The sequence below is a fragment of the Candidatus Competibacteraceae bacterium genome, from assembly GCA_016699715.1.
Lineage (GTDB): Bacteria > Pseudomonadota > Gammaproteobacteria > Competibacterales > Competibacteraceae > Competibacter.
Genome location: CP065007.1, coordinates 2,105,908 through 2,131,973, shown reverse-complemented (window position 1 = coordinate 2,131,973; position 26,066 = coordinate 2,105,908). Strand labels below are relative to the sequence as shown.

The following is a 26,066-nucleotide window of genomic DNA, read 5'->3' as shown; positions in this document are numbered from 1 at the left end:
TATTACTTGTAAGGCATGTCCAGTTCTAGTGGGCTGCCGCACAAGTTTTGACAGGTAGCGGTGGGTACCCCATGGTGAGGTCAACAGGAGGAATCCCCGTGGCCCACAAGTACTTGGTTGACCTTACCGAAGAGGAGCGAGCATCCCTGCTCGACGTGATCCACAAAGGGAAGACGACGGCGCGCCGGGTCGCACGTGCCCATGTCTTGCTGCGTGCATCGGCGGGGGCCACCGATGAGGAGATTGCCGAAATGCTCCATCTGGGACTTTCCACCGTGCATCGCACTCGCCAGCGATTTGTGGATGAAGGGTTGACGGTGGCGTTAAGTGAGCCGTCTCGGTTGGGCTCACCGCCGGCCTTGACGGGCAAACAGGCGGCCTTTCTGGTCGCCTTAGCCTGTAGTACCCCACCGGCGGGCCGCCATCGGTGGACCTTGAAACTGTTGGCCGATCGCTTTGTGGAACTGCGCCAAATCGACCTGATTTCCCCGGATACCGTCGGTCGCGTGCTTAAAAAAACGACTTCAAACCTTGGCAACGCCAAGAATGGTGTATTCCCAGTATCCGCCCCGACTACGTCTGGCATCTGGAGGATGTCCTGGACTTGTACGCCGAGCCCGACGATCCCCGGTATCCCCAAGTGTGCTTTGACGAAAGCCCCGTGCAACTGACGAGCGAAACCCGCCATCCGCTGCCTGCTCGTCCGGGCCAGCCGGCGCGCCATGACTCTGAATATAAACGAGAAGGTACCGCTAATTTGTTTCTGTTCGTTCAGCCTCTGCGCGGCTGGCGTCAGGTCAACGTCACTTGCCAGCGGACCAAACGCGACTTTGCCGAGCAAATGCGGCGGCTGGTGGATGAGTACTTCCCCACGGCGGAACGGATCCGGCTGGTCATGGATAATCTCAACACCCATACCCCCGCGGCCCTGTACGGGGTCTTTCCCGCGGAGGAAGCTCGTCGAATCACCCGCAAGCTCGAATTTCACTACACCCCCAAGCATGGCAGCTGGCTCAATATGGCCGAGTGCGAGTTGGCCGTGCTCGCCGGCCAGTGTTTGGATCGGCGCATTTCGACGATCGACACCTTGCGGGAGGAAATCGCCGCGTGGCAAGGCCCGCGCAACCAACTCCAAACCAAAATCCACTGGCGGTTTGGTGCCGAGGTGGCCCGGGTCAAACTCAAGCGCCTCTATCCGTTCTTGGAGCCCGCCGAAAATCTAGTCGGGCCAGATGAGGTTTCCGAACCTGTCAAAACTTGTGCGGCAGCCCACTAGAGGCGATTGGCGCGCTGTTCAGCGGTTTTCAGCAGTACCTGTATCAGGAAGTCGCTGGACCGCATCGATTTTTTAGCGCCTTTCCAGCATATCTCCCAGGGTACGGGTGAGCAGGATCAAATCCTGTTCTCGCGACAGGGTGTGTTCCCCATCCTTGAGTAGTGTCACCCGTACGTCGGAGCTGGTCAGCCGTTCCGCCACCTGCACACTGGTTTGCCACGGCACGTCGGTGTCGCACATGCCGTGGATCAGTCGCACCGGGCAACGGATGGGTAGCTCTGGCCGGTCCAACAAGCGGTGTCGGGCCGCTTCCTCAATCAGGTTCAGCGCGATGATGTACGGCTCGCCGTAGGGCGACGGTAGGCTGATCACCCGCTCGCGGCGCAGGCGCTCCCGCAGCGGCGGGTCGAGTCGCTGCCACAACAGATACTCGGTAAAATCCACCGCGCAGGCCAATCCGAGCAGACCGGCGATCCGTTTCGGTCGCGCCAGCGCCGTCAACAGCATCAGCCACGCCCCCATCGACGATCCCACCAGGATCTGCGGACCCTCGGTCAGGCGGTCCAGCACCTCGAGCGTTTCCGCCGCCCAAGCGCCGATGGTGCCGTCCGCGAACCGACCGCTGGAAGCGCCGTGCCCGGAGTAGTCGAAGCGCAGGAAGCCCTGGCCGCGCCCCCGGCACCAGCGTTCCAGGGTGGTCGCCTTGACGCCGCTCATGTCGGAGCTGAAGCCGCCCAGGAAAACGACGCCGGGTTGGATGCCTGGACTGCGGTGGTAGGCGAGGAAGCCACCGTCGGCCAAGGGCAAACGTTCGGGTCTGGCGGTAAACAGGCTCACGCGGCCGCTGCCCAAGCCGCCGTGACCAGGGCGGGCAGAATCTGGCCGGCGGCCCCGTTCAGGCTGAACGTGACATGTGGGCTGAGCGGGGTCGGCTGAGGGTTGATTTCCACCACGGTCGCCCCGGCGTTGAGGGCGGCGAAAGGCAGGTCAGCAGCCGGATAGACCAGCGCCGAGGTGCCGATGCTGAGGAAGATCTCGGCAGTTGCGGCGGCGCGTTCGGCTGCTCGCAGCGTCGCCGTCGGCAGCATCTCTCCGAACCAGACCACATCCGGTCGCAGCAATCCGCCGCAGCGCGGGCAGCGCGGCGGGATTTCCTCGCTGTCCGGCCAGCTTTCCACCGGCCGATCTTCGTTGAAGCATTTGGCGCGAAACAGATTGCCGTGCAGTTCCAGAATTTGATGGCTACCGGCGCGGCGGTGCAGACCGTCCACGTTCTGGGTAATCAGGGTGAACTCGGCGATCCGCTGCTCCATTTCGACCAGGGCGCGATGGCCGGCATTGGGTTCGGCCTGACGCACCCGTTGTTGCCGCCAGGTATACCACTCCCAGACCAGCTTGGGGTTATGCTGAAAGGCCTCGGGGGTGGCCAGTTCTTCCGGGTTGTAGCGCGCCCACAGCCCGGTTTGCGCCTCGCGAAAGGTCGGTACGCCACTCTCGGCGGAAATGCCGGCGCCGGTCAACACGGTCACCCGGTGGGCACGGCGCAGACGATCGATGAGTTTGGGGGGAATAGGGAGTTCGCTCATGGCGGCGGCCAGTCTCCGAAGGGGACAAGAATCTTATTGAGGATAGCATGGCGGCGGCCAGCTCCGATGGCGGGCCATTCGACGAACCACCCATCCAGGCCCATTTAGTTGTTTATTGCAACTAATCAGCGAATAATGGTCAAATACCACTAAGTGGTGGGCGCGGTGGTCGGAATGATGAAAGAGAATGCGAATCGCTGGCTGGCCACAATCGCTAAATCATGCCGGGGAGAACCGTCATGCGCCTCGAATTCCTGATTGTCGATCCGCAGAACGACTTTAGCGACGCACCGGGCGCGGCGTTGCCGGTAATGGGCGCCGGGGCGGACGCCGAACGTCTGGCACACTTGCTGGAGCGGTTGCGCGACCGCATCGACGGCATTCGCGTCACCCTCGACACTCACCAGCTGCTCGACATCGCCCATCCCGTGTTCTGGGTCGATGGTGCTGGCCGGCGGCCGGCGCCTTTCACCCAGATCAGCGTGGCCGATGTCGAGAATGGGATCTGGCGCGCCTACGACAGGCATGCCCAACAGCGGGCGCTGGCTTACGTGCGGGCACTGCGCGATCACGGCCGCTACCAACTGACCATCTGGCCGCCGCATTGCCTGATTGGCACCTGGGGCCATAACGTGATTCCGGTAGTGGCCGAGACGCTGCGCGCTTGGGAGGAAGCCAAATTCGCAAGGGTGGATTACGTGATCAAAGGCCATAATCCCTGGACCGAGCATTATTCGGCGGTACAGGCCGACGTGCCCGATCCGGCCGACCCGGGCACTCAGATCAACCGACGGCTGATTCAGGTCCTGGAAAACGCCGATGTGGTGGCCTTGTCCGGCCAGGCGCTCTCACATTGTGTTGCCAACACGGTCCGGGATATCGTCGATCAGTTCGGCAAGGAGAGCATTCGCAAACTGGTGCTGATCGAGGATACCAGTTCGCCGGTGCCGGGCTTCGAGGCGCTGGCCCGGCAATTCGTGACCGACATGCGGCGGCGTGGCATGAAAACGGCCAAGGCGGCGGATTTCCTGCGCTGAGCGGCGGGCGAGCGGTCTACGCGGGCCGTATCCGACCTGCCAACGCGGTCCGGCATCGCTTCCACTTAACCCCGTGGGTTGCTCCATGACGATTACGCTGGACTCGCATTACACCATTGGTCAGTTGCATCTATTCTGCCAGGACTATGTCTGTCACGGTTGGGAGCCTTATCCCTACGTGATCCTGGCCGACGGTTGTTCCGCCGAGCCGGATAGCGATGTGGGGGCAAGGTTGCTGGTGCTGAACGCCCGCCGCTTACTGCCGCGATTTATGGCCGCCGCCACGGATGAAGTCGGGCGTCGCGCCTGTCATTGGCGATTGGGCCGGCGGATCGTGCGCCGCGCCGCCCGGCAGGCGCGGGAGTTAGGTGCGGACAGCGCGCTCGATGCCACCTTGCTGATCGCCTGGTGCGATGGGGCCACGGTGTATGTGCATCTCTATGGCGATGGCTGTCTGGCCGCCCGGCGCGCCGACGGCGGGATCATGGCGATTCAGATCGAGTACGCCGGAAACGCACCCTATTACCTCTCTTATCTACTGAATCGGGAACGGTGGGCGCTGTATCAGGTGGCGATTGGCGATCCACTGGCGGCGCAAAGTGTTGGCTATCTCAACGAGACCGGAACGACGACCCGGCTGGAGCGTTTCGACGCCCCCCTCGTGTTCAGCTTCTCCCTGAATACTTTCCCGACGGTGGCGGTGGCCACCGACGGCCTGCAATCCTTTGTCAGCGCGAGTACCAGTGAACGGCTGAGCGTGCTGGACGTGGCGCGGGAGATGCTGGAGTTCGATCGGTCGCAAGATCGTTTCGTCCAGCACCGGCTGCACGAGCTGCTGCTCGAATACAGCAAGGAACTGGTGTTCAATCTCGACGATCTCGGTATCGGAGTCTTCACCCGAACGGAGTAGAGCCATGGTCGCGACCGAACCGGGCGAGGCGGAGCGTGTCGACCATTGCCACGTCGCCGCTCTGTACGAAAAACCGGCCTTTACCGTCGATCTGGTGCTGTTTGCCATCCACGACGAGCGCTTGCAGGTGTTCCTGGCCCAGCGCGTCGAGCCTCCCTGCAAGGGTTGCTGGACATTGCCGGGTCGCTTTCTGGACCTGCGGTGGGATGAATCCATCCAGGCCTGCGCCGCGCGCCAGCTGATCGAGGAAACCGGCGCGCGCGCGCGCTATTTGGAGCAACTGAAGACCTACGGCTCCCGCGATCGCGACCCGCGCGGCTGGGTCGTCGCCACCGTCTACTTCGCGCTGGTGGCTTCGGGACCGTTGCGGCTGGAGGGCGATCGGGAGGGTGGGCGCTGGGTGCCGGTGCGGGGCGACGGCGTCGGTTTCGATCTGGCTTTCGACCACGCCCACATTCTGGCCGACGCGGTGGAGCGCTTGCGTTCCAAGCTGGAGTACACCCACATCGCCGTGCATCTGCTGCCGGAAGAATTCACCCTGCCGGAGTTGCAGCGGACCTACGAAATCATCCTGCAGCAGCCGCTCGACAAGAGTTCCTTCCGCCGCCGGGTCGCCCAGGCCGACCTGCTGGAGCCGATTGCCGGCAAGCTGCGCGGCGGGTCCGGCCGACCGGCGCGGCTCTACCGCTTCCGCGATTACGACCGGCGCACCTTCTTTCCCCGCAGCATCAGCCGCCATGCGCGCTAAGGTCGCTCAGAAGAACCGCAGGTAGGCTTCCAGTACCTTGAGGGTGTAGTCGCCGGTCGTGCCGTTGCGATACTGTTCCGGGTCGCCGGTCATCCACCAGGCGGCGGCACGCTGCACGGCGACAATCTCGTTGTTATTGCTGGCGGCAAGCTGTTCGCGTAGCACCTTCCCCATCACGCAGGCCACCACCTGTCGGGCCAGGGCCGGATCGGCGGCGAACTGGTCTGGCGTCACGTCCTGGTTCAGGCAGCGTCGCGACCAGCGCACGATATTGTCCGGCTTGATTTGCCAGTCGCTGTACAGTCCGGCCCCGGCTTGCGGCGCCGACAGGCGCAGCGCCTCGACCAGGGCTTCCACCTTGGCCTCGGAAACCGGCGCCTGGGCGGTGGCCAGCAGGGTCCAGAACAGTAGTAGTGTTCCCAGCAGCGGCCGGCGGCGCGGCCGGGCGCGAAGGGGTACGGTGAGGGGGTCGGTACCAATCATGAAGGCTTCTCTCGCGGTGAAAAAGGAAAGGGTCGAGCGATGCCGTGCTAGCGTGCCAGGGTCCGGTCCAGCGCGCGATAGCTGATGGCCTCGGTGAGGTGCGGGGTCTTGATGCCGTCGCTGCCGGCCAAATCGGCGATGGTCCGAGCGACTTTCAGAATGCGATGGTAGGCGCGCGGCGATAGCCCCAGTCGCTCCAGTGCCTGTTCCAGCAGGCGATGGTCGGCTTCGCTCAGCGTGCAATGGCGTTCGATCTCGCGGGTGTTCAGGGCACTGTTGGGTTTCCCGGCGCGCCGCAGTTGCCGCTCGCGGGCGGCGCAGACCCGTACCCGCACCGCGGCGCTGTTTTCTTCCGGGACGTCGCCGCGCAGCGCTCGATGCGCCAGTCGCGGTACTTCGATGTGCAGGTCGATGCGGTCCAGCAGCGGACCCGACACCCGCGCCCGGTAGCGGCGCACCTGTTCCTGACCGCAGGCGCAGCGCCGCTCGGCGTCGCCCAGGTAGCCGCAGGGACAGGGGTTCATGGCCGCCACCAGTTGGAACCGCGCCGGAAAATCGGCTTGGCGGGCGGCGCGGGAGATGGTGATATGACCCGATTCCATCGGTTCGCGCAGCACTTCCAGCACGCGCCGGTCATACTCCGGCAGTTCGTCCAGGAACAGCACGCCGTGGTGGGCCAGCGAGATCTCGCCGGGTCGCGGCAGGCCTCCGCCGCCGACCAGCGCCACCGCCGAGGCGGTGTGGTGCGGCGCCCGGAATGGCCGCACCCCCCATTGTTGCAAATCCAATCCCTGTGCGCTGATCGAGGCGATGGCGGCGGTTTCCAGTGCCTCGGTTTCGCTCAGTGGCGGCATGATGCCAGACAGCCGGCTGGCGAGCATGGTCTTGCCAGTGCCGGGTGGGCCGATCAGGAGCAGGTTGTGACCGCCGGCGGCGGCGATTTCCAGCGCGCGCTTGGCATGTTGCTGGCCGCGCACGTCGCTCAGATCCCGTTCCAGCAACGGTTCCGGCTCCGGGCGGGAGGGGGGGTGTGACGGCCGCAAGGCCGTGCCGGTGTTCAGTTGCCGACAAATCTCCAGTAGGTGGCCCGCGCCCAACACGGTCGCGCCACCGGCCAATAGCGCCTCGGCGGCGTTGTCGGCCGGCGCCAGCAGGGTACGCCCAGCGTCGCGACAGGCCAGCGCGGCCGGCAGCACGCCACGAACGCCGCGCAGCTCGCCGCCCAGCGCCAGCTCGCCGAGGCATTCGTACTGTCCCAATCGTTCGCGGCTGATCTGACCCGAGGCGGCCAGGATGCCCAGCGCGATCGGCAGGTCGAAGCGGCCGCCCTCCTTGGGCAGATCGGCCGGCGCCAGGTTGATGGTGATGCGGCGGCTGGGAAATTCGAAGCGGCTGTTGAGGATGGCGCCGCGCACCCGGTCCTTGCTCTCCTTCACCGCCGCTTCCGGCAGGCCGACGATGAACAGCCCCGGCAGGCCGGTGGACAGATGCACTTCCACGCTGACCGGCGGTGCGTCGATACCGACTTGGGCGCGGGTGTGGACGATGGCGAGGGACATGGGAATCCTGCGAGCTGCTACGGATTGCCGCCAAGCGGGTGATTGGATTGCGGCGCTGGCTGACCAGGCGGCTTTGCACTATTTGAGTGCAACAAGAGGCCGCGATAGAAATCGGTGATGGAGCGGACATGCCATCCAGTCATGACGGAGGAGGCGATCGCTGGCGATCAGCCGTCGCCTTCTTCGGATTCCGCGGGTTTTTCCGCGGGTTTGCGCCGTTTGCCGCTGGGTGCCTTGCCCTCCAGTTCGGCAACTTGCTTTTCCAGCGTCTCCAGCTTGGCGCGGGTACGGGCCAGCACGGCCTGCTGCACGTCGAATTCCTCTCGCGTCACCAGTTCCAGCTTGGCGAAAGCCGATTGCAACGCCGCATGGAAGTTCTTTTCCATCTCCGTCTGAAACTGGCGAAAGCTGGGTGGCAGCGCTTCGGTAAAACGTTTAGCCAGATCATCAAAAGTTTTGGGGTCGATCATCGTCGTTTCTCCATATGGAAATTGCCGTCACTTTAGTTTAACGGGATTTTGCGGTTTGTGCGTGCCGGCCGTTGCGCACAAAAATGGTGCAAATATGGAAGGCATGTGCCCAGCTACGGGTTAAATACCGGGAAAAAATCCCATGAATTAAATATAACATATTGTTTTTAAAACATATTATATTGATGGCACACGATATGCTTTTTGCTGGCAACTAACCGCCCCGTCAATGCATGACGGACGGAAGCTGTCCAGATGCGGAAATAACAAGCCGCGCCCCGTCGAGGGTATTCCAAGCCATGGGAGATTTTGATTCATGAAACTCATTACCGCGGTTATCAAGCCGTTCAAATTGGACGATGTCCGGGAAGCACTCTCGGAAGTGGGCGCGCAAGGCATTACGGTGACCGAAGTCAAGGGATTCGGTCGGCAAAAAGGTCATACCGAACTGTATCGGGGCGCGGAATACGTAGTGGATTTCCTGCCCAAGATCAAGATCGAGGTCGGCGTGACCGACGATCTGGCCGACCGGGTGGTCGAGGTGATTTCCGGGGCCGCCAACACCGGCAAGGTCGGTGACGGCAAGATTTTCATCGTCGACTTGGACAATGCCGTGCGCATTCGCACCGGCGAATCCGGACCCGAGGCGCTGTGAGGGCCGCGCTCACCTCTCGATCGTATCCTGAATCTTGCGGCGTGGCGGCCGACTTGCCGACCCCCGCCCAAGCTGAATCCCATGCATGACTCTTTGAGTTTTAATCCTAGGAGAACCTGACTAATGACGAGAACGATACAAGCGGTGAAAAACGGCGGTCTGTTGCTGCTGCTGACGGCGGTGCTGGCACCGGCGCTGGCGGTGGCCCAGGATGCGGCGGCCCCACCGACCTTGAGCGCGGGCGACACGGCCTGGATGCTGACTTCCACCGCCTTGGTGTTATTCATGACCATTCCTGGGCTGTCGCTGTTCTACGCCGGCATGGTACGCGCCAAGAACGTGCTGTCGGTGATGATGCAGTGCTTTGCCATCACCGCGATGATGAGCGTGCTGTGGGCGTTGTATGGCTACAGCCTGGCGTTCGATACCACTGGCATGACCACTGAGGCCATCAATCTATACACTTTCATCGGCGGTCTCGGCAAGGCATTCTTGAGTGGAGTCGGTCGGGATAGCTTGACCGCAACCATACCGGAGACTGTGTTCATCACCTTTCAGATGACCTTTGCGATCATTACCCCGGCGCTGATCGTCGGCGCTTTCGCCGAACGGATGAAGTTTTCGGCGCTGCTGCTGTTCATGGCTGTGTGGTTTACCATCGTCTATACCCCGGTTGCCCACATGGTGTGGGGCGGCGACGGCGCGCTGATGTGGGATTGGGGCGTACTGGATTTCGCCGGCGGCACGGTCGTGCATATCAACGCCGGTATCGCCGGTTTCGTGGCCTGTCTGGTGCTTGGCAAACGCAAGGGTTATCCGCATACGGCAATGCCGCCGCATAATCTGAATTTCACCATCATGGGCGCCGGGATGCTGTGGGTCGGTTGGTTCGGTTTCAACGCCGGCAGCGCGGTGGCGGCCAATGGATCGGCGGGCATGGCCATGCTGGTCACGCAGATCGCGACCGCCATGGCGGCGATGACCTGGATGTTCGCGGAATGGTTGTCTCACGGCAAGCCCAGCGTGCTGGGCATCGCTTCCGGCGCGGTGGCGGGTCTGGTGGCGATCACGCCGGCTTCCGGCACCGCCGGTCCGATGGGTGCGTTGCTGATCGGTTTTGCGTCCGGCGTGATCTGCTTTTTGGCGTCCACCAAGCTGAAGCGGGTACTGGGTTACGACGACTCGCTGGACGTGTTCGGTGTGCATGCGGTGGGCGGTATCGCCGGCGCGATCCTGACCGGTTTGTGCGCCGACGCCAGCCTGGGCGGCGCGGGTTTGGCCGAAGGCATGACCATCGGCACTCAGTTGTGGGTGCAGACCAAGGGCGTGTTGTTCACCATCGTTTATTCCGGCGTTCTGAGCTTCGTGATCCTGAAGATTATCGATGTCGTGATCGGCTTGCGGGTCACGGAGGAGCAGGAAACCGAGGGTCTGGACATCGCGCTGCACGACGAGCGCGGTTATAACCTGTAATGTTGGGCGGCGGACACCGGCACCGCGGGACTCCGGTGTCCGCCCGACATCGCGCGCAACCATGGATTTTCGGTTATATTCCCGCGCAGGCATTGTGTTTTGGGTCAGGCGAACGCTAGAGGGTATCCATGAAGCTAGTCACTGCAATCATCAAACCGTTCAAATTGGACGACGTGCGGGAAGCTCTTTCGGCTATCGGGGTGCAGGGCATCACCGTAACCGAGGTCAAGGGTTTTGGTCGCCAGAAGGGGCATACCGAACTGTACCGCGGCGCCGAATACGTGGTGGACTTCCTGCCGAAGGTTAAGCTGGAAATCGCCGTGGACGACAGTTTGGTCGATAAGGTGGTGGAGGCGATCTGCTCCACCGCCAACACCGGCAAGATCGGCGACGGCAAGATCTTCATCATCGAACTGGAGCGCGCAATCCGGATTCGCACCGGCGAAATCGGTCCCAGCGCGTTGTAACCGCCGGTGAGGCACATCGGACAGGGCGGAGCCGGCGGCTTCGCCCTTTGCGTTTCAGGGCGACGGATTCAGCTCATCCGGCCAGTACCCGCCACATGAACTCCGGCGTGGCCCCAGCGCGGCGCGGTGGATTTCGGCGTTGTAATATTTGGTGGCGGACGGCTTGGCGGCGGCTTGGCGGCGGCTTGGGAGTCGACTATGAAGGCCCCGGTTCGCACAACGACTGTTCGATGAATTACCGCCTTGGCGAATGACACCTGTCTGAAACCCTGGCGGGAATGAGGCTGGTCGCGGCTAACCCTCGGAGGGCAGTTGCAGCGCCTCCGACAAGGTATCGAGCGCTCGCATGCTGGCTTGTACCTGCGCCAGTGCCGCCATGGCCTGGTCGTGACCGATGCCGAGCGTGAACATGGCCAAGGCCGGCAAGCGACTGCTTTCTTCATCCCCGATCCCGATGTAGTGCAGCAGGCGATTGGCGATCAGCACCAGGTTGGAGTATTCCGCATACGGTTGGGTACAGTCCTCATGGTGATGCCAGCGCACGGCGGCGATCACTTCCTCGGGCATGGACCACGATTGCATCAGCCAGGCACCGATATGCCAGTGCTCGGTGCCCAGGACATAACGCTCGATCGCGCTGACCGGTACCTGCCGGTTGACCGCCAGAAACCGGTTGAACAGAAAAAAGCGGGCGGGGAATACATGACCCAGTACCAGGTAGCCGAAATTGTGCAGCAGCCCGCACAGGTAGGCGAGCTCCGGCTTGACATCCACCGACTCGGGCAGCAGCTTGGCCAGTTCGCTGACCAGGGACGCGCAGTAGGTACTGTGCCGCCAGAAGGCTTTCAAACCGACCGGGCCGTCGGCCGGGATGCGAAAAGTCTGACTCATGCTGGAGCCGAGCAACAGGTTGAGCGTATTATCGACGCCCAGTACCTGCTCAATCGCGGTTTGCAACGAATCCACGACGACCGGATGGCCGTGCAACGGCGAGCGTGCCCAGTACACCACCTGAGCGGCCAGGCTGGGGTCCCGCTCGACGATGCGAAGGATATCCTGGGCGCTGGTGGTTGGGTGGGCGCGCAGGATCAGGATCTGCTGCACGGTTTGCGGCATGACCGGCAGTTCGGTGATGGCCTCGATCCCTTCCCGCAATCCCGCCGGCGTATAACGATTGGTAAGGCTGGTCAGGTTTTGCGGCGTGATGGCCTGCTGGCTGAGCAGGGAGTCAAGATCGTCGACGGGAACCGCGAAGTGTTCCCAGCGCGCCTGGTTGAGCAAACTCCGGAAATCGATGTTTCGCATGCTGATCAAGGTGTCGCCACTACCGCCGTCGAAGTAGATTTCATCTTCGTCCGCCAGGATCAAACCATCGTCGGCCAGCGCGGGGATACCGAAAGCCTCGGGCAGGGGTGGGTAGGCGCCTGCCTTGCAGCCTCGGTTTTGGAAAAAACGGATGGTTTCGGTGCCGTATAGAGGTACCAGGTCGCGCCGCATCGCCTTGCACAGCATGGAAAAATCCAGGATGTGGCTACCCGGCAGGATGGCCATGACCAAGCCGGAGCTGTCTTTCAACAGGACGATCCGCACCATCCGGTGGAGAGGGAGATCAAGTCGCATCGCGACCTGAGCGAGTGTTTCACCGGATGGGCAAGCCATCGTCCGATAGGGCAGTCGCCGCTGGTCCAGGTAGCTCCGAACGGTATCGGGCAGGTTCATGGTGGTGGCTCTGGAAGGGGTATGGCGATGGTCGTGGCGCCGGTCAGGAAGATGGCTCGAATATGGAGAGCGGTCGCTTCGGTCTGAAACACAGGATCATGCTCATGATCGATCGACCATGACTTGGCTGGCGGTGGCCCGGATCATGATTGGCGCGATCCGATTTTCCTTCGGCGGCGCTGGTTTGCGCAACGGCTCGGTCGCCGGCCGCGAGCGGACGGACGGTGGCTGCGAGACACCATGCGGACCGGGAGAATCCTGTCGAAAGTTGATCTGCCGCTTGGGCAGTTCGGTGTAAAAATCGTATTTAGGTTTGAGTGGCGCGGGCACGATTTCGGGGGCGGCGGGCGGCGGTTGGGGTGCGGGGGGGCTGCCGGCCGATGGCGCGGGCAGGCTGGGCGCAGCGGTCGAAACCGCTGGAAGTTGGCTCCGGTCGTCCTTGATGTAGGCCAGCAAGCCACCGAACAGGCCGACCAACACCAGCGTCACCACGAGCAGACCATGACGGCGCACCGATCGCCGGCGGCGCTGCCAGGTCGAGGCGGGCTTGTAGTCGCGTCGGATGCTCACATGACCTCCGGGGCCGAAACGCCCAGCAGGGCGAGACCGTTTTTGATCACCTGCCGCGTGGCCATGCTCAGATTGAGCCGAGCATCGCGCAGCGCGTCGTCGCTCACCAGAACTCGATGCTCGTTGTAGTAAGTGTGGAAGGCGTTGGCCAAATCCCGCAAATAATGCGCCAATTGGTGTGGCTCGTGGTTGAGAGCGGCCGTTTCCACCACTTCGGGGTAGCGCGACAGTGCCACTAGCAGGACTTCCTCGTGCGGCTCGACCAGCAGCGCCAGTTGAGCTTGACCGCGCGCCGGATCGTGGGAGAGCCCTTTTTCATGCAGTTGTCTTAGAACGCTACAAATTCGAGCATACGCATACTGAATATAGTATACGGGATTGTCCTTGGATTGCGACTTGGCCAAGTCGAGATCGAAATCCAGATGTTGCTCGCTCTTGCGCATGACATAGAAAAAACGGGCGGCGTCGTTGCCGACCTCCTGGCGCAACTCGCGCAGGGTGACGAACTCACCGGAGCGGGTGGACATCTGGGCCCGTTCGCCGTTGCGGTAGAGGATGGCGAACTGCACCAGCAACACGTCCAGGCGGTCGGGATTCTCGCCCAGCGCTTGCAGCGCGGCCTTGACCCGCGGGATGTAGCCGTGATGGTCGGCGCCCCAGACGTCGATGACCCAGTCGAAGCCGCGTTTGAACTTTTCCAGGTGGTAGGCGATATCCGAAGCGAAGTAGGTGGTCTGACCATTTTCCCGCTGCACCACCCGGTCTTTCTCGTCGCCGAAGGCGCTGGAGCGAAACCAGAATGCCCCGTCCTGCTCGTAGATGTAATCCGTATCGCGCAGCCGGTTGATGGTTTTGTTGACCGCGCCACTTTCCGCCAGGGTGAGTTCCGAGTACCACTCGTCGTAGACCACGCCGAACTCCCGCAGGTCGTCGCGGATGTCGTCCAAAATGGTATTGAGGCCCAGTTCGAAAATGTAGCGGTAGTGGTGATCGCCCAGCAGGGCGCGGGCACGTTCGACCAGGGCGTCGATGTGGGCTTCCTTGTCGCCGGGAGCGATTATCTCGCCTGCTTCGTTGCGGATCTCGTCCGGTGGTGCATCCTGAAATATGTGCACCGCCGAGGCCATGTAGGCGCCGTCGTGTTCGGCATAAAGGCGGGCGGCGATGTCGCGCACGTAATCGCCTCGATAGCCGTTGCTGGGAAAACGAAACTGTTCGCCGCAGTGCTCCAGGTAGCGCAGCCAGATGCTGGCGGCCAGGATATTCATCTGCCGGCCGGCGTCGTTGACATAGTATTCGCGGTGAACCCGGTAGCCGATCGCTTCCAGCAGATTGGCGACGGTGGCGCCGAACGCCGCGCCGCGGCCGTGGCCGACATGCAGTGGGCCGGTGGGGTTGGCGGAGACGAACTCTACCTGTACCCGCTTGCCGCCGCCGAGCGTGCTCCGGCCGAAACCATCCCGCTGCTTGAGGACCTCGCTGACTGCCGCTTGATAGGCGGTGGGCGCCAGGAAGAAATTGATGAAACCGGGCCCGGCGATCTCCACCTTGGCGACATGGGCGGAGGCGGGCAGGGTTGCCTTGATGCGTTCGGCCAGTTCGCGGGGCTTACGGCGGGCGGTTTTGGCCAAGGCCAGCGCGATGGTGCTGGCGAAATCGCCGTGCGTGCGGTCGCGAGTGCGTTCCAGCGGAATCGAGGATGGATCGACGTCGATGAGCACTCCCTCCTGTTGGAGTTGTTGGAGTGCCTGGGCGATGAGGTGGTGCAGGTGCGTTTTCACGGGGAAAGCCTCATGGGGGTTTTCCGGTTAACTGATCATCCCCAGTTTGAAGTGATAGGTGATGAATTTTTTGAATTCGTTGACGATCTTGAACGAATCGCGCAGCACTTCCCGTTGCAGCTTGTTGAGATCCTTGGGGTTCAGGTAATTATCCTGCGGTATTCCCTGTTTGATTTTGCGCAGGCCAGCCTCGGCGCGCAAGGTGGACAGATAGATGAAGACTTCGATCAGTTCAACGCCGAAAGAGGGCTTGAACAGGTTCCGCTGGCTTAGCGCCATGATCCGGTCCACGGTATGGGTCTGCGGCAACCGGTATTCCAAAGCCAAACTGCGGGCGCCGTGAACGATAGGGAAGATACCGCCTTTCTTGATGTCCAGCTCGTCGCGGTCTTTTTCGACCACGAAATTGGTGAAAAACCCCAACGGTGTTTCAAACGCGACGGTGGATTTGGCGAACTGGCTGTAGAAAGATCGATGGTCGCCGAGCAGGCGATACATGTGGTCCTTGACATGGCGGAGCAAATTCTCGTCGCCGGCCACCGCCGTGGCGTCGAAGAAGATGGCGAATTGCAGAAAGGAATCATGGCTCGGATGAACGATCCATTGAAACAGTTCGTCTTTGTAGGCGGCAACCGATTTGCTCCAGTACGGGTTCGACACCATGATGTTGCCGGGACAACGTGGATAGCCGAAATCGATCAGGCTTTCGGTAAATTCGCGGGTGATTCGCTCCAAATCGGGGTAACTGAAGCCGTCGCGCAGGATCAGGGCATTATCCTGATCGGTCTTCAGCACCTGCTCCTCGCGGCCCTCGCTGCCCAGCACCAGCAGGCAGGCGTTTTCCAGCAGTTCCGGCGGTGCGATCAGAGCAAACAGCTTACGCAACAGCTTCTTATTGAGTTCCGACACCAGTTGCATGATGTAGCGGATTTTGATGCCCTTGTCGTGCAGGTCACGGATCACATTGACCAGATCGTGGCTGGCCCACTTTAGATCCTCCCGGGAGCGCGCCCGGTCGATTTGCAGGGCGATCAGATGCGAGTGGTTGGAAAGATAACTGAGCAGATCGATCTGTTCGAGAATGCCATGAATGGTTTTGCTGTCGCGGATCACCAGCCGGTTGACGTTGTGGTGGGTCATTCGCAGCAGGGCATTGAACAGAAAATCGCCCGGCTCCATGTCGATCAGGTCGTAGGTGGCCAGTGGTCCGATGGCTTCGTCCACGGAGCGCCGCTGGATGATAGCCGCTTCCCGCAGATCGGTGGCGGTGACGATGCCGACTTCATCGCCATACCGAACCAGCACCGAATTGGTTTTGTGGGCTTTCATCGCCAGCGCGGCTTCGTGTATGGAGGCTTCGGCGGTCACGAAGAGCGGCGGATGAATATAGACGTCCTGAATTCTGGCGATGGTGAATGCCGCCAATTCCTGGCGGTCGTCGGTCTCGCGCAGGGTGGCGAGCCGCTGGGAAATTTTCTGATTGTAGAAAGCCGCCAGCGGTGGATGATTTTGAATGGTTTGCAGGAAGACCGGTCGTGGCATCTGCAGGCAGCGGGTGGGTTTGCCGACCACGAAACTGTGGGTGCCCGTGCCTTCCAGCAAGGCGCCGGCGTCAAAGACGTCCTCGGCGCCATACAGGGCGATCACGTACCACATGGGCGAGCCATCATTGGCGACCGCGGCGGTTTCCGTGCTCTCGCGACCCGGGAGCGTGGGGTCGCCGTCCACCTCGTAAACCAAGCCGTCGATGATGAGGTAGAGACAGGCGGGCACTTCACCCGCCTTCTGTAAGATTTCGCCCGGTTGAAAGTGACCGACCTTCAGTTCGTCGGCAAGGCGTGCCAGCTCCGGTTCGGAGAGCTGGTTAAAGGGAGCAAGGCGCGCGAGGAACGCTTGATGATCCGGGATAGTCACGGCGGTGGTTCGATTCCGATTGGCCAAATAAGAACCCCTTCGCGGCGCGAGCCGGAAGGGGCTTAATCTTAGCAGGATTCGACCGGGGTCGGATGATCGCCGCACTCGCGCGGCCATCATCCGATCGGGCGTACCACTGCTTAGTGGCTGGCCGCGCCTTCGGCGCCGATGCCGGTTTGGCAACGCAGATCCTGCGCGATGAAGGCTTCGTGTTCCTTCTTGGCGCGTTCGCTGTTATCGGTGATCGAGCCGATCCAGATGCCCAGGAAGGCAATGCTCATCGAGAACAGCGCCGGGAACTTGAGCGGGAAGATCGGATCACCCATGCCAAGGATATCTTTCCACACGGTCGGGCCAACGAACACCAGCACACTGGCGCTGATCAGGCCGAGCCAACCGCCGATCAACGCACCGCGGGTGGTCATCTTGCCGTAGTAGATCGACATGAACAGAATGGGGAAGTTGGCGCTGGCCGCCACCGAGAAGGTCAATGCCACCAGGTAGGCGACGTTTTGCTTCTCGAAGGCAATGCCGAGCAGGATGGCGATGATGCCCAACACGACGGTGGCGATCTTGGAAACCCGCACTTCCTGCTGCTCATCCACATTGCCGTGCGCCCACACGTTGGCGTACAGGTCATGGGAGATGGCCGAAGCGCCGGCCAGGGTCAGACCGGACACCACCGCCAGAATCGTCGCAAAAGCCACGGCGGAAATGAAGCCGAGCAGGAGGTTACCGCCCACCGCTTGGGCGAGATTGACCGCCGCCATGTTCTGGCCGCCGATGATGCCGCCGACTGCCGAGGGATCGGCGAAGTCCGGGTTATTGGTGAGCAGCACGATGGCGCCAAAGCCCATCAGGAAGGTCAGGATGTAGAAATAGCCGATCCAGCCGGTGGCGTAGAATACCGATTTACGCGCCTCGATGGCGTTGCCCACCGTGAAGAACCGCATCAGGATATGCGGTAGACCGGCGGTGCCGAACATCAGCGCCAGGCCCAGCGAGATGGCTTCAATGGGGCTGGTGACCAAAGTACCCGGTCCCATGATCGCGAGGCCCTTGGGGTGTTTCGCAACGGCATTTTCAAACATCTTCTCGGGACTCATGCTGCCATCCGAGGCCAGGTACAGCGCGCCGAAGGCAATGACGCTGGCGCCGGTTAGCAGCAGTCCCGCCTTGATGATTTGTACCCAGGTGGTGGCCAACATGCCGCCGAACGTGACGTAAACGATGATCAGCACACCCACGATCATGACCGCATAGACGTAATCCAGGCCGAACAGCAACTGGATCAGTTTGCCGGCGCCGACCATCTGGCCGATCAGGTACAGGACCACCACGATCAGCGCGGCGGTGGCCGCCAGCGAGCGCATCGGCACCCGCTCGAAGCGGTAAGCCACGATGTCGGCATAGGTGTACTTGCCGAGATTGCGAAGTTGTTCAGCAATCAGGAACATGATGATGGGCCAGCCGACCAGCCAGCCGACCGAATAAATCAGTCCGTCATAGCCATTCAGGAACACCAGGCCGGAAATACCCAGGAACGAAGCGGCGGACATGTAGTCGCCCGCGATCGCCAAGCCATTCTGGAAGCCGGTGATGCCGCCGCCGGCGGCGTAGAAGTCCTTGGCGGTCTTGGTGCGTTGCGCCGCCCAGTAGGTGATACCCAGGGTGGCGCTGACGAACACCAGGAACATGATGATGGCGGGAATGTTGACCGCCGACTTCTTGACTGCTCCCAGATCGCCGCCGGCGGCCAAGGCACTGCCAGCAACAAGCATCAAGAGGATCGTCGGGAATATGCGCTTCCAGAAACTCATAGCACTTCCTCCTTGATTTCGCGGGTGAGCTTGTCGAAGACGGCATTGGCCCGGAAGACGTAGATACCCGTCAGGGCGAAGGCGAACAGGATCACCGCAACTCCAATCGGAATACCGATGGTGGTGACGGAGCCGGCCGAGAGCGGTTGGGCCATGAATTTGCTATCGAAGGCAATCGTCAGGATAAAGGCGTAGTAGACCACCAACATGATGATCGCCATGGTCCATTTGAACACATTGCGTTTGGAAACCAGTTCGTGGTACTTCGGATTACTTTTTATCTTGTGAATCAAGTCGTCTTGCATCGTTATTTCCCATCGGTGGTAGGTGAAATGACGGGGGTGTCGTGACGAGCGGGACTCGCGGCTTGAAGGCGGCCGCGGGTGAGGTGGACCCACCTGATTCAGAGGCCTCCCAGGGAATCAATCCCGCCACACGTCCTTTAGTGGTTGCTCTTGGCTGCGGAGAAACCCCGCAAGCCTCAAAAAGTCTAGCCGTATCCCACGTCAAGTAAAGGGTCAATGACGAAGTTATTTTTTTCAATTCTTTGAAATTACTGAAAATCAATTATGAAAAATAGTTATGCGTTTTCTGGGTATAAGCTTATAATGTTATGATTTGTATCGCTTTATCGTAATTAAACCATTTTGTTAGGCGCGACTTGCTCCAAAGGACAGGGCGAACGGGTGGATGGGCGATGCGATGTCAACAGGGCGTTCAGAAGAGTTCCGCCGGATCGATATCCAAGGACCAGCGCACCCGGCGATCCGCATGCTCCGTTCGCAACCGCGCAATCCAGGGATTCAGGAAACGATGCAGATCCTGACGCCGCGCCGCTTGCAGCAGCAGCTGCGCCCGAAAGCGGCCGGCCCGGCGTTCCATCGGCGCGGGTGCCGGACCCAGCAGTTCGACCCCGTCGGCGCGGATCTCGGCCAGCGTCCGCGCGGCTCGTAGAAATGCCATGGCTCGTTCCGGCTCGGCCGCTTCCGCCCGCAGCAGCGCCTGATGGGCGAATGGGGGCAGCCATGCCGCTTGCCGCTCCGCCAGTGCCGCCGCCGCGAAAGCCGGATAACCCTGGGAGACCAGTACGTGCAGCAGCGGATGGTCGGGGTGGTGGGTCTGAATAATGACCGAACCTGGCTTCTCGGCGCGGCCAGCGCGGCCGGCGACCTGCAGGACCAGTTGCGCCATGCGCTCGCCGGCCCGAAAGTCGATGCCGTACAATCCCTGGTCGGCATCGACGATTCCCACCAGGGTCACCTCGGGGAAATGGTGGCCCTTGGCCAGCATCTGGGTGCCGATCAGGATACGGCGACCACCGTCGTGAATATCGGCTAACAAGGCTTCCAGGCTGCCACGGCGGCGGGTGCTGTCGCGATCCATTCGGGTGATGTCGATCTCTGGAAATTCCCGCCGCAGCGCGGCCTCCAGGCGTTCGGTGCCGTGGCCGAGCGCCCGCAGGTCCACGCTGCCGCAGAGCGGGCAGGCGGCCTCCACCGGCTGACTGTCGCCGCAGTGGTGACAGACCAGCCGACGCTGGCGTAGATGCAAGGTCATGCGGGCGTCGCAGTGGCGGCACTGACTCAGCCAGCCGCATTCGTGGCAGAGCAGAATCGGGGCGAAGCCGCGCCGGTTGAGAAATAGCAACACCTGTTCGTTGCGGGCCAGATGGATCCGCATTCGCTCCAGCAGTGGCCGCGACAGTCCCTCGGCCATCGGCTGGCGACGCACGTCCAGAATCTCGATGGGCGCTTCCGCGCCGCCGCCGACCCGTTCCGGTAGTTGCAGCAAGCGGTAGCGGCCGCGCTCGGCGTTGTGGCGGCTTTCCAGAGCCGGGGTGGCCGAACCCAGTACCACCGGAATCCCGAGTTGCCGGCCACGAATGACCGCCAGATCGCGGGCGTGATAGCGGAAGCCCTCCTGCTGTTTGAAGGACGGATCGTGCTCTTCGTCGACAATGAGGATGCCCGGCGCGCGCAGTGGCGTGAACACCGCCGAGCGGGTGCCGACCACCACCCGGGCGGTGCCGGCGCGGGCCAGTAGCCAGGCATTCAATCGTTCCCGATCGCTCAGGCCGGAGTGTAGTACGGCCAGCGGTCCTGGCAGCCGCTCCCGAAAGCGGGCCAGCAATTGCGGGGTCAGGCCGATTTCCGGGGTCAGTACCAGCGCCTGCCGGTCGCGCGCCAGCACGGCTTCGATCAGGCGCAGGTAGACCTCGGTTTTGCCGCTGCCGGTGACGCCTTCCAGCAGAAAGACTTGGAAGCGGTCCAGCTCGGCCGCGACGCTGGTCACCGCCGCCGCCTGCGCCGCGTTGAGTTCGGGCGGCGGGCGTGGCGCGAACGCGGTTTCCGCCAAGGCCAAGGCTGGACGGGCGAGAGGCTCCACCCAGTTTTTGGCGCGCAGCGCGCGCAAGGTGGCGGTGCTGTCACGCACCACCGCGCGCAAGGTGTTGGGATCGGCGCCGTCGGAACAGCGTGCCAGATAATCGAGCAGTAGCCTCTGGGCGGGTGCGCGACTCAGCCCGGTGGCGAGCGCGGCGTGCCCGGCGGCGGTGATTTGCCAGAGTGGCGCCGGCGCTGATAGCTCGGTCGATTCGCCTTGGCGCAAGAGTGTCGGCAGAGCGGCGGCGAAGACTTCGCCAGGGGGATGATGGTAGTAACGCTGTGCCCATCGCAGCAGCGCCAATACGTCAGCGGGCAGCACCGCTTCGGTATCGAGCACCGTCTGCGCCGGCCGCAACGCGGCGGGGTCCAGCGTGGTATCGGCGCCGAGTTCGAGCAGAAAACCGACGACGTGACGCCGGCCGAACGGTACCCGCACCCGCAAGCCCGGTTGCAGGGTGGCCAGGTCGCAGCCCGGCGGTGGCAGGTAATCGAAAACCCGATCCAGAGGCGAAGGGACGGCGATCCGCAAAATGGGGCCGGGCACGGCGCGGACCCGTCAGGCGCCGAACAGGCCGGCGCGCAGCCCTTCGAACATGAACTGAACGGCCAGCGCCGCCAGGATCACGCCCAACAGGCGGTCGATCACGTTGGCGCCGGTTTCACCGAGCAGTTTCATCAACAGCGGGGCCAGCAGCAGGGTTAGCAGGGTCAGCAGCAGCACGGCCAGCAGCACACCCAGCACGGCCAGAAACAGCAGGGGCTGTTCCTTCGAGGGTATGCCGCTGATGGTGAGCAGAATGGTGGTCAGCGTGCCGGGGCCGGCCAGCAGGGGAAATGCCAGCGGAAACACCGAAATATCGTCTTTGTACTGCGCTTCTTCCTGTTCCCGTACCGTCGCCGACCGCAGGCCGGAAGGTCGGGCGAACACCATGTCGATCGCCAGCAGGAACAGCAGGATGCCACCACTGACCCGGAACGCCGCCAGGCTGATGCCGAGGAAGCGCAGCAGGGCATCGCCGGTGAACACGAAAAGCAGGCAGATGAGGGTGGCGATCAAGGTGCCCTTGAGTGCCATGCGCCGGCGATAATGATCGTTGCCGCCGCGAGTCAGCGCCGAAAACATTGGCGCGACGCCGATCGGGTCGATCACGACCAAAAAGGTCACGAAGACGGTAACGAGCTGTTCCAGCATGGCGGACGCCGGAGCCACGGCGTCAGGCTACGGCGTGGCCGTGCGTCCGGGTCTTCATCCGTCGGCCCGGAAAGCGCCGAGCGCGCCGCCCTGGCCGTACACGAATACGATGTTGCCCGCCGCGACGGGTGGGGCGACGATACTCTTGCTTGCGGCTCGAACCCGGCCGACGATCCGGCCACTGTCCTTGCTCAGCCAGTGCAGATAGCCCTCGTAATCGCCGACGACCACATAATCGTTGGTGGCGGCCGGGGCGGAAAGCCGGCGGCCACTCAGTTCGGACTGCTTCCAGAGCGTACCACCGTTGCCACGATCCAGCGCCAGCACCGCGTCGGTGTCGTCGCTGAGGTAAACCTGTCGGGCATCCACGTCGAGCCCGGCATAGCTGGACAGGTTGCGGGTCCATAGCAGGTTGCCGTCGCGCATGTTGATCGCGGCCACATTGCCGCGATAGGCCGCCAGATACAGGGTGTCGTCGAACACCTTGGGTTCGGAATCGATATCGATCAGTCGTTCGATCTCGGTGCGGCCGCGCGGTGGTGCGATGGTCTTCTCGGTGATGGGCAGCCCCTTGTCCAGGGACAGCACCAGCAGCTTGCCGGTATCCAGTCCGGCGATGATCAGGTTGCCGGCCACCAGCGGCGGCGCGCTGCCGCGCAGGCTGAGCGCCGGCACGGCATGGGTGTACACCCAGCGCCGTTCCCCGGTACGGGCATCGAGGCCGGTGAATTTGCCATCGATACTGCGCACGACCACCAGATCGCCACCAGCGCGCGGCGGAGCCAGCACTTCGCTTGAAACCTGGGAGCGCCAGGCTTCCTGGCCATCTTCCTGGCGCAGCGCGACGACCTGACCCTTGTCCGTGCCGAATAACACCATGCCATTCTGGCTGACACCCACGCCACCGGAAATCGGTAGCTGGGTCGCGGTTTCCCACAGTCGCTGTCCGTTGACGGCATCCAGCGCCACCACCGTGCCATCGTGGCTGGCCGCGTAGAGCCGGCCATCCAGCAACGCCGGGGTCAACCGGATAAATTGCTTCTCCGTGCCAGAGCCGACCTGAGTTTCCCAAAGCTGTTGTACATTGATCGGTTGGGCAACGGATATCAGTTCGGCCGGTGGGATCGAGTTGTCGGAGCCGCCGAACCAGCTACATCCGGCGCTCAGAATAAGGAGCAGTAACGGGACTATGCGGCGGATCATGGGATTATTGACCTGATGCGGGAGCGGGTGAAATCGGCGCGGGTGCCGCCCCGTTATTGGCGGTCGCGGCGGATTCGGCCGGAGCGGTGGCGGGCGGTTCAATCGGGGTTTCGGTCGGGCTAACAGGAATCGGGGCTGCGTCGGGCGCGGGCTCAGCCGGTGAGGTCACGGGCTCAGCCGGCGAGGTCACGGGCTCGATCGGCGCGGCGGGTTCGGCCGGAGCGGTGGCGGGCGGTTCAATCGGGGTTTCGGCCGGGCTAACAGGAATCGGGGCTGCGTCGGGCGCGGGCTCAGCCGGTGAGGTCACGGGTTCGATCGGCGCGGCGGGTTCGGCCGGAGCGGTGGCGGGCGGTTCAATCGGGGTTTCGGCCGGGCTAACAGGAATCGGGGCTGCGTCGGGTGCGGGCTCAGACGGTGAGGTCACGGGTTCGATCGGTGAGGTCACGGGCTCAGCCGGCGAGGTCACGGGTTCGATCGGCGCGGCGGGTTCGGCCGGAGCGGTGGCGGGCGGTTCAATCGGGGTTTCGGCCGGGCTAACAGGAATCGGGGCTGCGTCGGGCGCGGGCTCAGCCGGCGAGGTCACGGGTTCGACCGGCGCGGTGGGTTCGACCAGCGCGGCGGGTTCGACTGGCGCGGCGGATTCGGCTGGCGAGGTCACGGGTTCGACCGGCGCGGTGGGTTCGACCAGCGCGGCGGGTTCGGCCGGAGCGGCGGGTTCGGCCGGAGCGGCGGGTTCGACCGGAGCGGCGGGTTCGACCAGCGCGGCGGGTTCGACTGGCGCGGCGGGGGGCGGCTCGGCGGGGGGCGGCTCGGCGGGGGCGACGGCAATCGATTCGGCGGTCGGTGGGGCCAGATTGTCGAGTTTGAGCTGCAATAGAGGGTTGCCACCACTCGCGGCCAGCGCCGTGGCATAGGCGGTCCGGGCCTTAGCGGCATCGTTGCCGACCAGGTACAGATCGCCTTGCAACTCATCGCGCTCAGCCATCAGGGTGGTGGTGGTCACGCTTTCAAGCAGTTTTCCGGCTTCCTCGGTCCGACCGGCGGCGAACAATACCCGAGCCAGTCGCAGTCGGGCGATATCCTTGAACTCGTCAAGCTGGGCGTTGCCGATCACCCATTCCAGCCGTTGGCTCGCGGCGGCGGTATCACCGCTATCCGTCGCCAGCTTGGCCAGCCGCAGCGCCGCTAGCGCCGCATAGGCGGAATTTGGAAAATCGGCCAACAGGGTTTGTCCGCGCTGCTGGGCTTGCTCGGCGTCGGGTTTTTCCGCCGCCGCGACAAAGGTGTCGTAGGCTAGCGAGGCGGCTTCCGCCTGGGTGGCGCGATGGGAATTCCAGTACTGCCAGCCAAAAATGGCGACCAGACCGAGCACGATGCCGCCGATGATGCTGACGCCGTTCTCCTGCCACCATTTCTTGAGATCCTCGACGCGTTCGTCGTCGGTGTATTGATCCATTGAAGTATTTCCTCGGGCATCCGGTTGCGTGCTTAGGGGGTTTCTTCCAGCGCCGCGCGCAGATAGGCGGGCACTTGATCCTGTGTCAAGACATGTTGTTCGCCTTGGGTTTCGCGCAATGGTTTGACGGAGACGGTGCCGGTGTTGGCTTCGTCTTCGCCCAGGATCAGCGCGAATTGGGCACCACTGTGATCGGCGCGGCGGAACTGGGCCTTGAAGCCACCACCGCCGCAGTGCATCCGCAGTCGCAGCGTCGGCAGCTGGTCGCGCAGCCGCTCGGCCAGCGCCAGCCCGTAACGCTGAGCGGCATCGCCGACCGCGATCAGGTAGACCTGCGGAGTTGGATCGGTCCCGGCGTAGCCGGCGGCGGCGAGCATGGCGACCAGTCGCTCCAGTCCCATGGCAAAGCCCACGCCCGGTACCGCTTGACCACCCAGCTCCTCGATCAACCCGTCGTAACGTCCGCCGGCGCAGATCGTGCCCTGCGCGCCGAGCGTGTCGGTCACCCATTCGAAGACCGTTTTGCAGTAATAATCCAGACCGCGCACCAGGCAGGGATTGATTTCGTAAGCGATGCCGGCGCCGTCCAGTAGCGCCTTGAGTTCCTCAAAATGGGTTTTCGACTCGGGGTCGAGATGATCCAGCAGCGACGGCGCCTCGGCGATCACCGCCCGTAGCGCCGGATTCTTGCTGTCGAGAATCCGCAGCGGATTAGCGAGCAACCGCCGCCGGCTGTCCTCATCCAGTTCGTCGCGCCGCTGACTGAGGTAGGCCACCAGGCGCTCGCGGTAGGCGGCACGGGCGGCGCTGGAACCCAGCGAGTTGAGCTGCAAGGTCACCTCGCGCAAGCCCAGCCGTTGCCACAACCGCGCCGACAGGCAGATCAGTTCGGCGTCGATGTCGGGGCCGCTCATGCCGTAAGCCTCGGCGCCGACCTGATGAAACTGGCGGTAGCGGCCTTTTTGCGGTTTTTCATAGCGGAACATCGGGCCGGCGTACCACAGTCGCTGGGTCTGGTTGTGCAGCAGGCCGTGTTCGATACAGGCGCGCACGCAACCGGCGGTGCCTTCGGGCCGTAACGTGAGGCTTTCGTCATTGCGGTCGGCGAAGGTGTACATCTCTTTTTCGACGATGTCGGTGACTTCGCCGATCGAGCGGGCGAACAGCTCGGTTTTTTCCAGGAGCGGCAGGCGGATTTCGTGATAGCCGTAGGCGGCGAGCACTTCGCGCACGGTCGATTCGAGCCCCTGCCAGAGCGCCGATTCAGCCGGCAGGATATCGTTCATGCCGCGGATGGCTTGCAACTGCTTGGCCATGATTTCGTTTGGGTCCGGGTGTGGGAAAAGCGGGTTCGAGGGCGGCG

General features: G+C 62.8%; 22 protein-coding genes and 1 pseudogene. 7 read left to right on the top strand and 16 right to left on the bottom strand.

Translation table 11 applies throughout. The features are described from left to right. Window positions 1–98: 98 nt before the first annotated feature. Window positions 99–1,276, top strand: a pseudogene (locus tag IPM89_09525) (IS630 family transposase). 72 nt (window positions 1,277–1,348) lie between these two features. Here the strand turns inward: IPM89_09525 and IPM89_09520 are convergent. Both IPM89_09520 and IPM89_09515 read right to left on the bottom strand, forming a co-directional pair. Continuing rightward, entirely contained in the window at window positions 1,349–2,113 is a 765-nt protein-coding gene (locus tag IPM89_09520) for an alpha/beta hydrolase (protein ID QQS53162.1), read from the bottom strand. After that, window positions 2,110–2,862: an NAD-dependent deacylase gene (locus IPM89_09515; GenBank protein QQS53161.1), complete on the bottom strand. Its 753-nt coding sequence runs from the start codon at window positions 2,860–2,862 to the stop codon at window positions 2,110–2,112. The genes IPM89_09520 and IPM89_09515 overlap by 4 nt, the downstream gene beginning before the upstream one ends. 239 nt (window positions 2,863–3,101) lie before the next feature. Between IPM89_09515 and IPM89_09510 the strand changes: the two genes are divergently transcribed. From IPM89_09510 to IPM89_09500, 3 genes are all read left to right on the top strand, one after another. Beyond that, window positions 3,102–3,899, top strand: coding sequence for a hypothetical protein (locus tag IPM89_09510; protein QQS53160.1), 798 nt, complete (start codon window positions 3,102–3,104; stop codon window positions 3,897–3,899). Between the two features lie 85 nt (window positions 3,900–3,984). Next, window positions 3,985–4,809, top strand: coding sequence for a protein phosphatase 2C domain-containing protein (locus tag IPM89_09505; protein ID QQS53159.1), 825 nt, complete (start codon window positions 3,985–3,987; stop codon window positions 4,807–4,809). Between the two features lie 4 nt (window positions 4,810–4,813). Next, entirely contained in the window at window positions 4,814–5,557 is a 744-nt protein-coding gene (locus IPM89_09500) for an NUDIX hydrolase (GenBank protein QQS53158.1), read from the top strand. A 6-nt stretch (window positions 5,558–5,563) separates the two neighbouring features. Here IPM89_09500 and IPM89_09495 read toward each other — a convergent pair whose 3' ends face one another. The 3 genes from IPM89_09495 to IPM89_09485 form a co-directional block, all read right to left on the bottom strand. Beyond that, window positions 5,564–5,983: a hypothetical protein gene (locus IPM89_09495; GenBank protein ID QQS55860.1), complete on the bottom strand. Its 420-nt coding sequence runs from the start codon at window positions 5,981–5,983 to the stop codon at window positions 5,564–5,566. A 104-nt stretch (window positions 5,984–6,087) separates the two neighbouring features. Next, the gene (locus IPM89_09490) at window positions 6,088–7,599 is read right to left on the bottom strand and encodes a YifB family Mg chelatase-like AAA ATPase (protein ID QQS53157.1); all 1,512 of its coding nucleotides are present in this window, start codon (window positions 7,597–7,599) and stop codon (window positions 6,088–6,090) included. Between the two features lie 167 nt (window positions 7,600–7,766). Beyond that, complete coding sequence (locus IPM89_09485; protein ID QQS53156.1) at window positions 7,767–8,069, bottom strand: accessory factor UbiK family protein; 303 nt, start codon at window positions 8,067–8,069, stop codon at window positions 7,767–7,769. Between the two features lie 316 nt (window positions 8,070–8,385). Between IPM89_09485 and IPM89_09480 the strand changes: the two genes are divergently transcribed. From IPM89_09480 to glnK, 3 genes are all read left to right on the top strand, one after another. After that, entirely contained in the window at window positions 8,386–8,724 is a 339-nt protein-coding gene (locus IPM89_09480) for a P-II family nitrogen regulator (GenBank protein ID QQS53155.1), read from the top strand. 123 nt (window positions 8,725–8,847) lie between these two features. Further along, window positions 8,848–10,197 (top strand): ammonium transporter, encoded by a 1,350-nt coding sequence (locus IPM89_09475; GenBank protein ID QQS53154.1) that lies wholly within the window; start codon window positions 8,848–8,850, stop codon window positions 10,195–10,197. A gap of 128 nt (window positions 10,198–10,325) precedes the next feature. Beyond that, complete coding sequence (glnK, locus tag IPM89_09470; GenBank protein ID QQS53153.1) at window positions 10,326–10,664, top strand: P-II family nitrogen regulator; 339 nt, start codon at window positions 10,326–10,328, stop codon at window positions 10,662–10,664. A 294-nt stretch (window positions 10,665–10,958) separates the two neighbouring features. Here the strand turns inward: glnK and IPM89_09465 are convergent, their stop codons facing one another. The 11 genes from IPM89_09465 to hisS form a co-directional block, all read right to left on the bottom strand. Continuing rightward, window positions 10,959–12,383 carry an HDOD domain-containing protein gene (locus tag IPM89_09465; GenBank protein QQS53152.1) on the bottom strand — a complete coding sequence of 475 codons (1,425 nt, stop codon included), beginning with the start codon at window positions 12,381–12,383 and terminating at the stop codon, window positions 10,959–10,961. A 102-nt stretch (window positions 12,384–12,485) separates the two neighbouring features. Continuing rightward, the gene (locus IPM89_09460; protein ID QQS53151.1) at window positions 12,486–12,953 is read right to left on the bottom strand and encodes a hypothetical protein; all 468 of its coding nucleotides are present in this window, start codon (window positions 12,951–12,953) and stop codon (window positions 12,486–12,488) included. Next, window positions 12,950–14,734 carry an arginine--tRNA ligase gene (locus tag IPM89_09455; GenBank protein ID QQS53150.1) on the bottom strand — a complete coding sequence of 595 codons (1,785 nt, stop codon included), beginning with the start codon at window positions 14,732–14,734 and terminating at the stop codon, window positions 12,950–12,952. Before IPM89_09455 ends, IPM89_09460 begins: the two co-directional genes overlap by 4 nt. A gap of 27 nt (window positions 14,735–14,761) precedes the next feature. Continuing rightward, complete coding sequence (locus IPM89_09450) at window positions 14,762–16,648, bottom strand: cyclic nucleotide-binding/CBS domain-containing protein (protein QQS53149.1); 1,887 nt, start codon at window positions 16,646–16,648, stop codon at window positions 14,762–14,764. 140 nt (window positions 16,649–16,788) lie between these two features. Beyond that, a complete protein-coding gene (locus IPM89_09445) occupies window positions 16,789–18,468 on the bottom strand; it encodes a cation acetate symporter (GenBank protein ID QQS53148.1) in 1,680 nt (559 codons plus the stop codon). Then, window positions 18,465–18,773, bottom strand: a complete 309-nt coding sequence (locus IPM89_09440) for a DUF485 domain-containing protein (GenBank protein QQS53147.1) — start codon at window positions 18,771–18,773, stop codon at window positions 18,465–18,467. Before IPM89_09440 ends, IPM89_09445 begins: the two co-directional genes overlap by 4 nt. Window positions 18,774–19,185: 412 nt before the next feature. Then, complete coding sequence (locus IPM89_09435; protein QQS53146.1) at window positions 19,186–21,396, bottom strand: primosomal protein N'; 2,211 nt, start codon at window positions 21,394–21,396, stop codon at window positions 19,186–19,188. A 12-nt stretch (window positions 21,397–21,408) separates the two neighbouring features. Continuing rightward, the gene (locus IPM89_09430) at window positions 21,409–22,044 is read right to left on the bottom strand and encodes an NAAT family transporter (protein QQS53145.1); all 636 of its coding nucleotides are present in this window, start codon (window positions 22,042–22,044) and stop codon (window positions 21,409–21,411) included. Between the two features lie 54 nt (window positions 22,045–22,098). Next, window positions 22,099–23,247 carry an outer membrane protein assembly factor BamB gene (gene bamB / locus IPM89_09425; protein QQS53144.1) on the bottom strand — a complete coding sequence of 383 codons (1,149 nt, stop codon included), beginning with the start codon at window positions 23,245–23,247 and terminating at the stop codon, window positions 22,099–22,101. Between the two features lie 4 nt (window positions 23,248–23,251). Beyond that, window positions 23,252–24,703 carry a tetratricopeptide repeat protein gene (locus IPM89_09420; protein ID QQS53143.1) on the bottom strand — a complete coding sequence of 484 codons (1,452 nt, stop codon included), beginning with the start codon at window positions 24,701–24,703 and terminating at the stop codon, window positions 23,252–23,254. A 32-nt stretch (window positions 24,704–24,735) separates the two neighbouring features. Continuing rightward, window positions 24,736–26,019, bottom strand: a complete 1,284-nt coding sequence (hisS, locus tag IPM89_09415) for a histidine--tRNA ligase (protein ID QQS53142.1) — start codon at window positions 26,017–26,019, stop codon at window positions 24,736–24,738. Window positions 26,020–26,066: the final 47 nt, after the last annotated feature.

Coding starts and splice junctions, on each gene's coding strand:
- glnK (QQS53153.1), top strand. CDS start 10,326: ATGAAGCTAGTCACTGCAATCATCAAACCGTTCAAATTGGACGACGTG.
- hisS (QQS53142.1), bottom strand. CDS start 26,019: ATGGCCAAGCAGTTGCAAGCCATCCGCGGCATGAACGATATCCTGCCG.
- IPM89_09500 (QQS53158.1), top strand. CDS start 4,814: ATGGTCGCGACCGAACCGGGCGAGGCGGAGCGTGTCGACCATTGCCAC.
- IPM89_09490 (QQS53157.1), bottom strand. CDS start 7,599: ATGTCCCTCGCCATCGTCCACACCCGCGCCCAAGTCGGTATCGACGCA.
- IPM89_09420 (QQS53143.1), bottom strand. CDS start 24,703: ATGGATCAATACACCGACGACGAACGCGTCGAGGATCTCAAGAAATGG.
- IPM89_09510 (QQS53160.1), top strand. CDS start 3,102: ATGCGCCTCGAATTCCTGATTGTCGATCCGCAGAACGACTTTAGCGAC.
- bamB (QQS53144.1), bottom strand. CDS start 23,247: ATGATCCGCCGCATAGTCCCGTTACTGCTCCTTATTCTGAGCGCCGGA.
- IPM89_09505 (QQS53159.1), top strand. CDS start 3,985: ATGACGATTACGCTGGACTCGCATTACACCATTGGTCAGTTGCATCTA.
- IPM89_09465 (QQS53152.1), bottom strand. CDS start 12,383: ATGAACCTGCCCGATACCGTTCGGAGCTACCTGGACCAGCGGCGACTG.
- IPM89_09515 (QQS53161.1), bottom strand. CDS start 2,862: ATGAGCGAACTCCCTATTCCCCCCAAACTCATCGATCGTCTGCGCCGT.
- IPM89_09475 (QQS53154.1), top strand. CDS start 8,848: ATGACGAGAACGATACAAGCGGTGAAAAACGGCGGTCTGTTGCTGCTG.
- IPM89_09485 (QQS53156.1), bottom strand. CDS start 8,069: ATGATCGACCCCAAAACTTTTGATGATCTGGCTAAACGTTTTACCGAA.
- IPM89_09445 (QQS53148.1), bottom strand. CDS start 18,468: ATGAGTTTCTGGAAGCGCATATTCCCGACGATCCTCTTGATGCTTGTT.
- IPM89_09430 (QQS53145.1), bottom strand. CDS start 22,044: ATGCTGGAACAGCTCGTTACCGTCTTCGTGACCTTTTTGGTCGTGATC.
- IPM89_09440 (QQS53147.1), bottom strand. CDS start 18,773: ATGCAAGACGACTTGATTCACAAGATAAAAAGTAATCCGAAGTACCAC.
- IPM89_09480 (QQS53155.1), top strand. CDS start 8,386: ATGAAACTCATTACCGCGGTTATCAAGCCGTTCAAATTGGACGATGTC.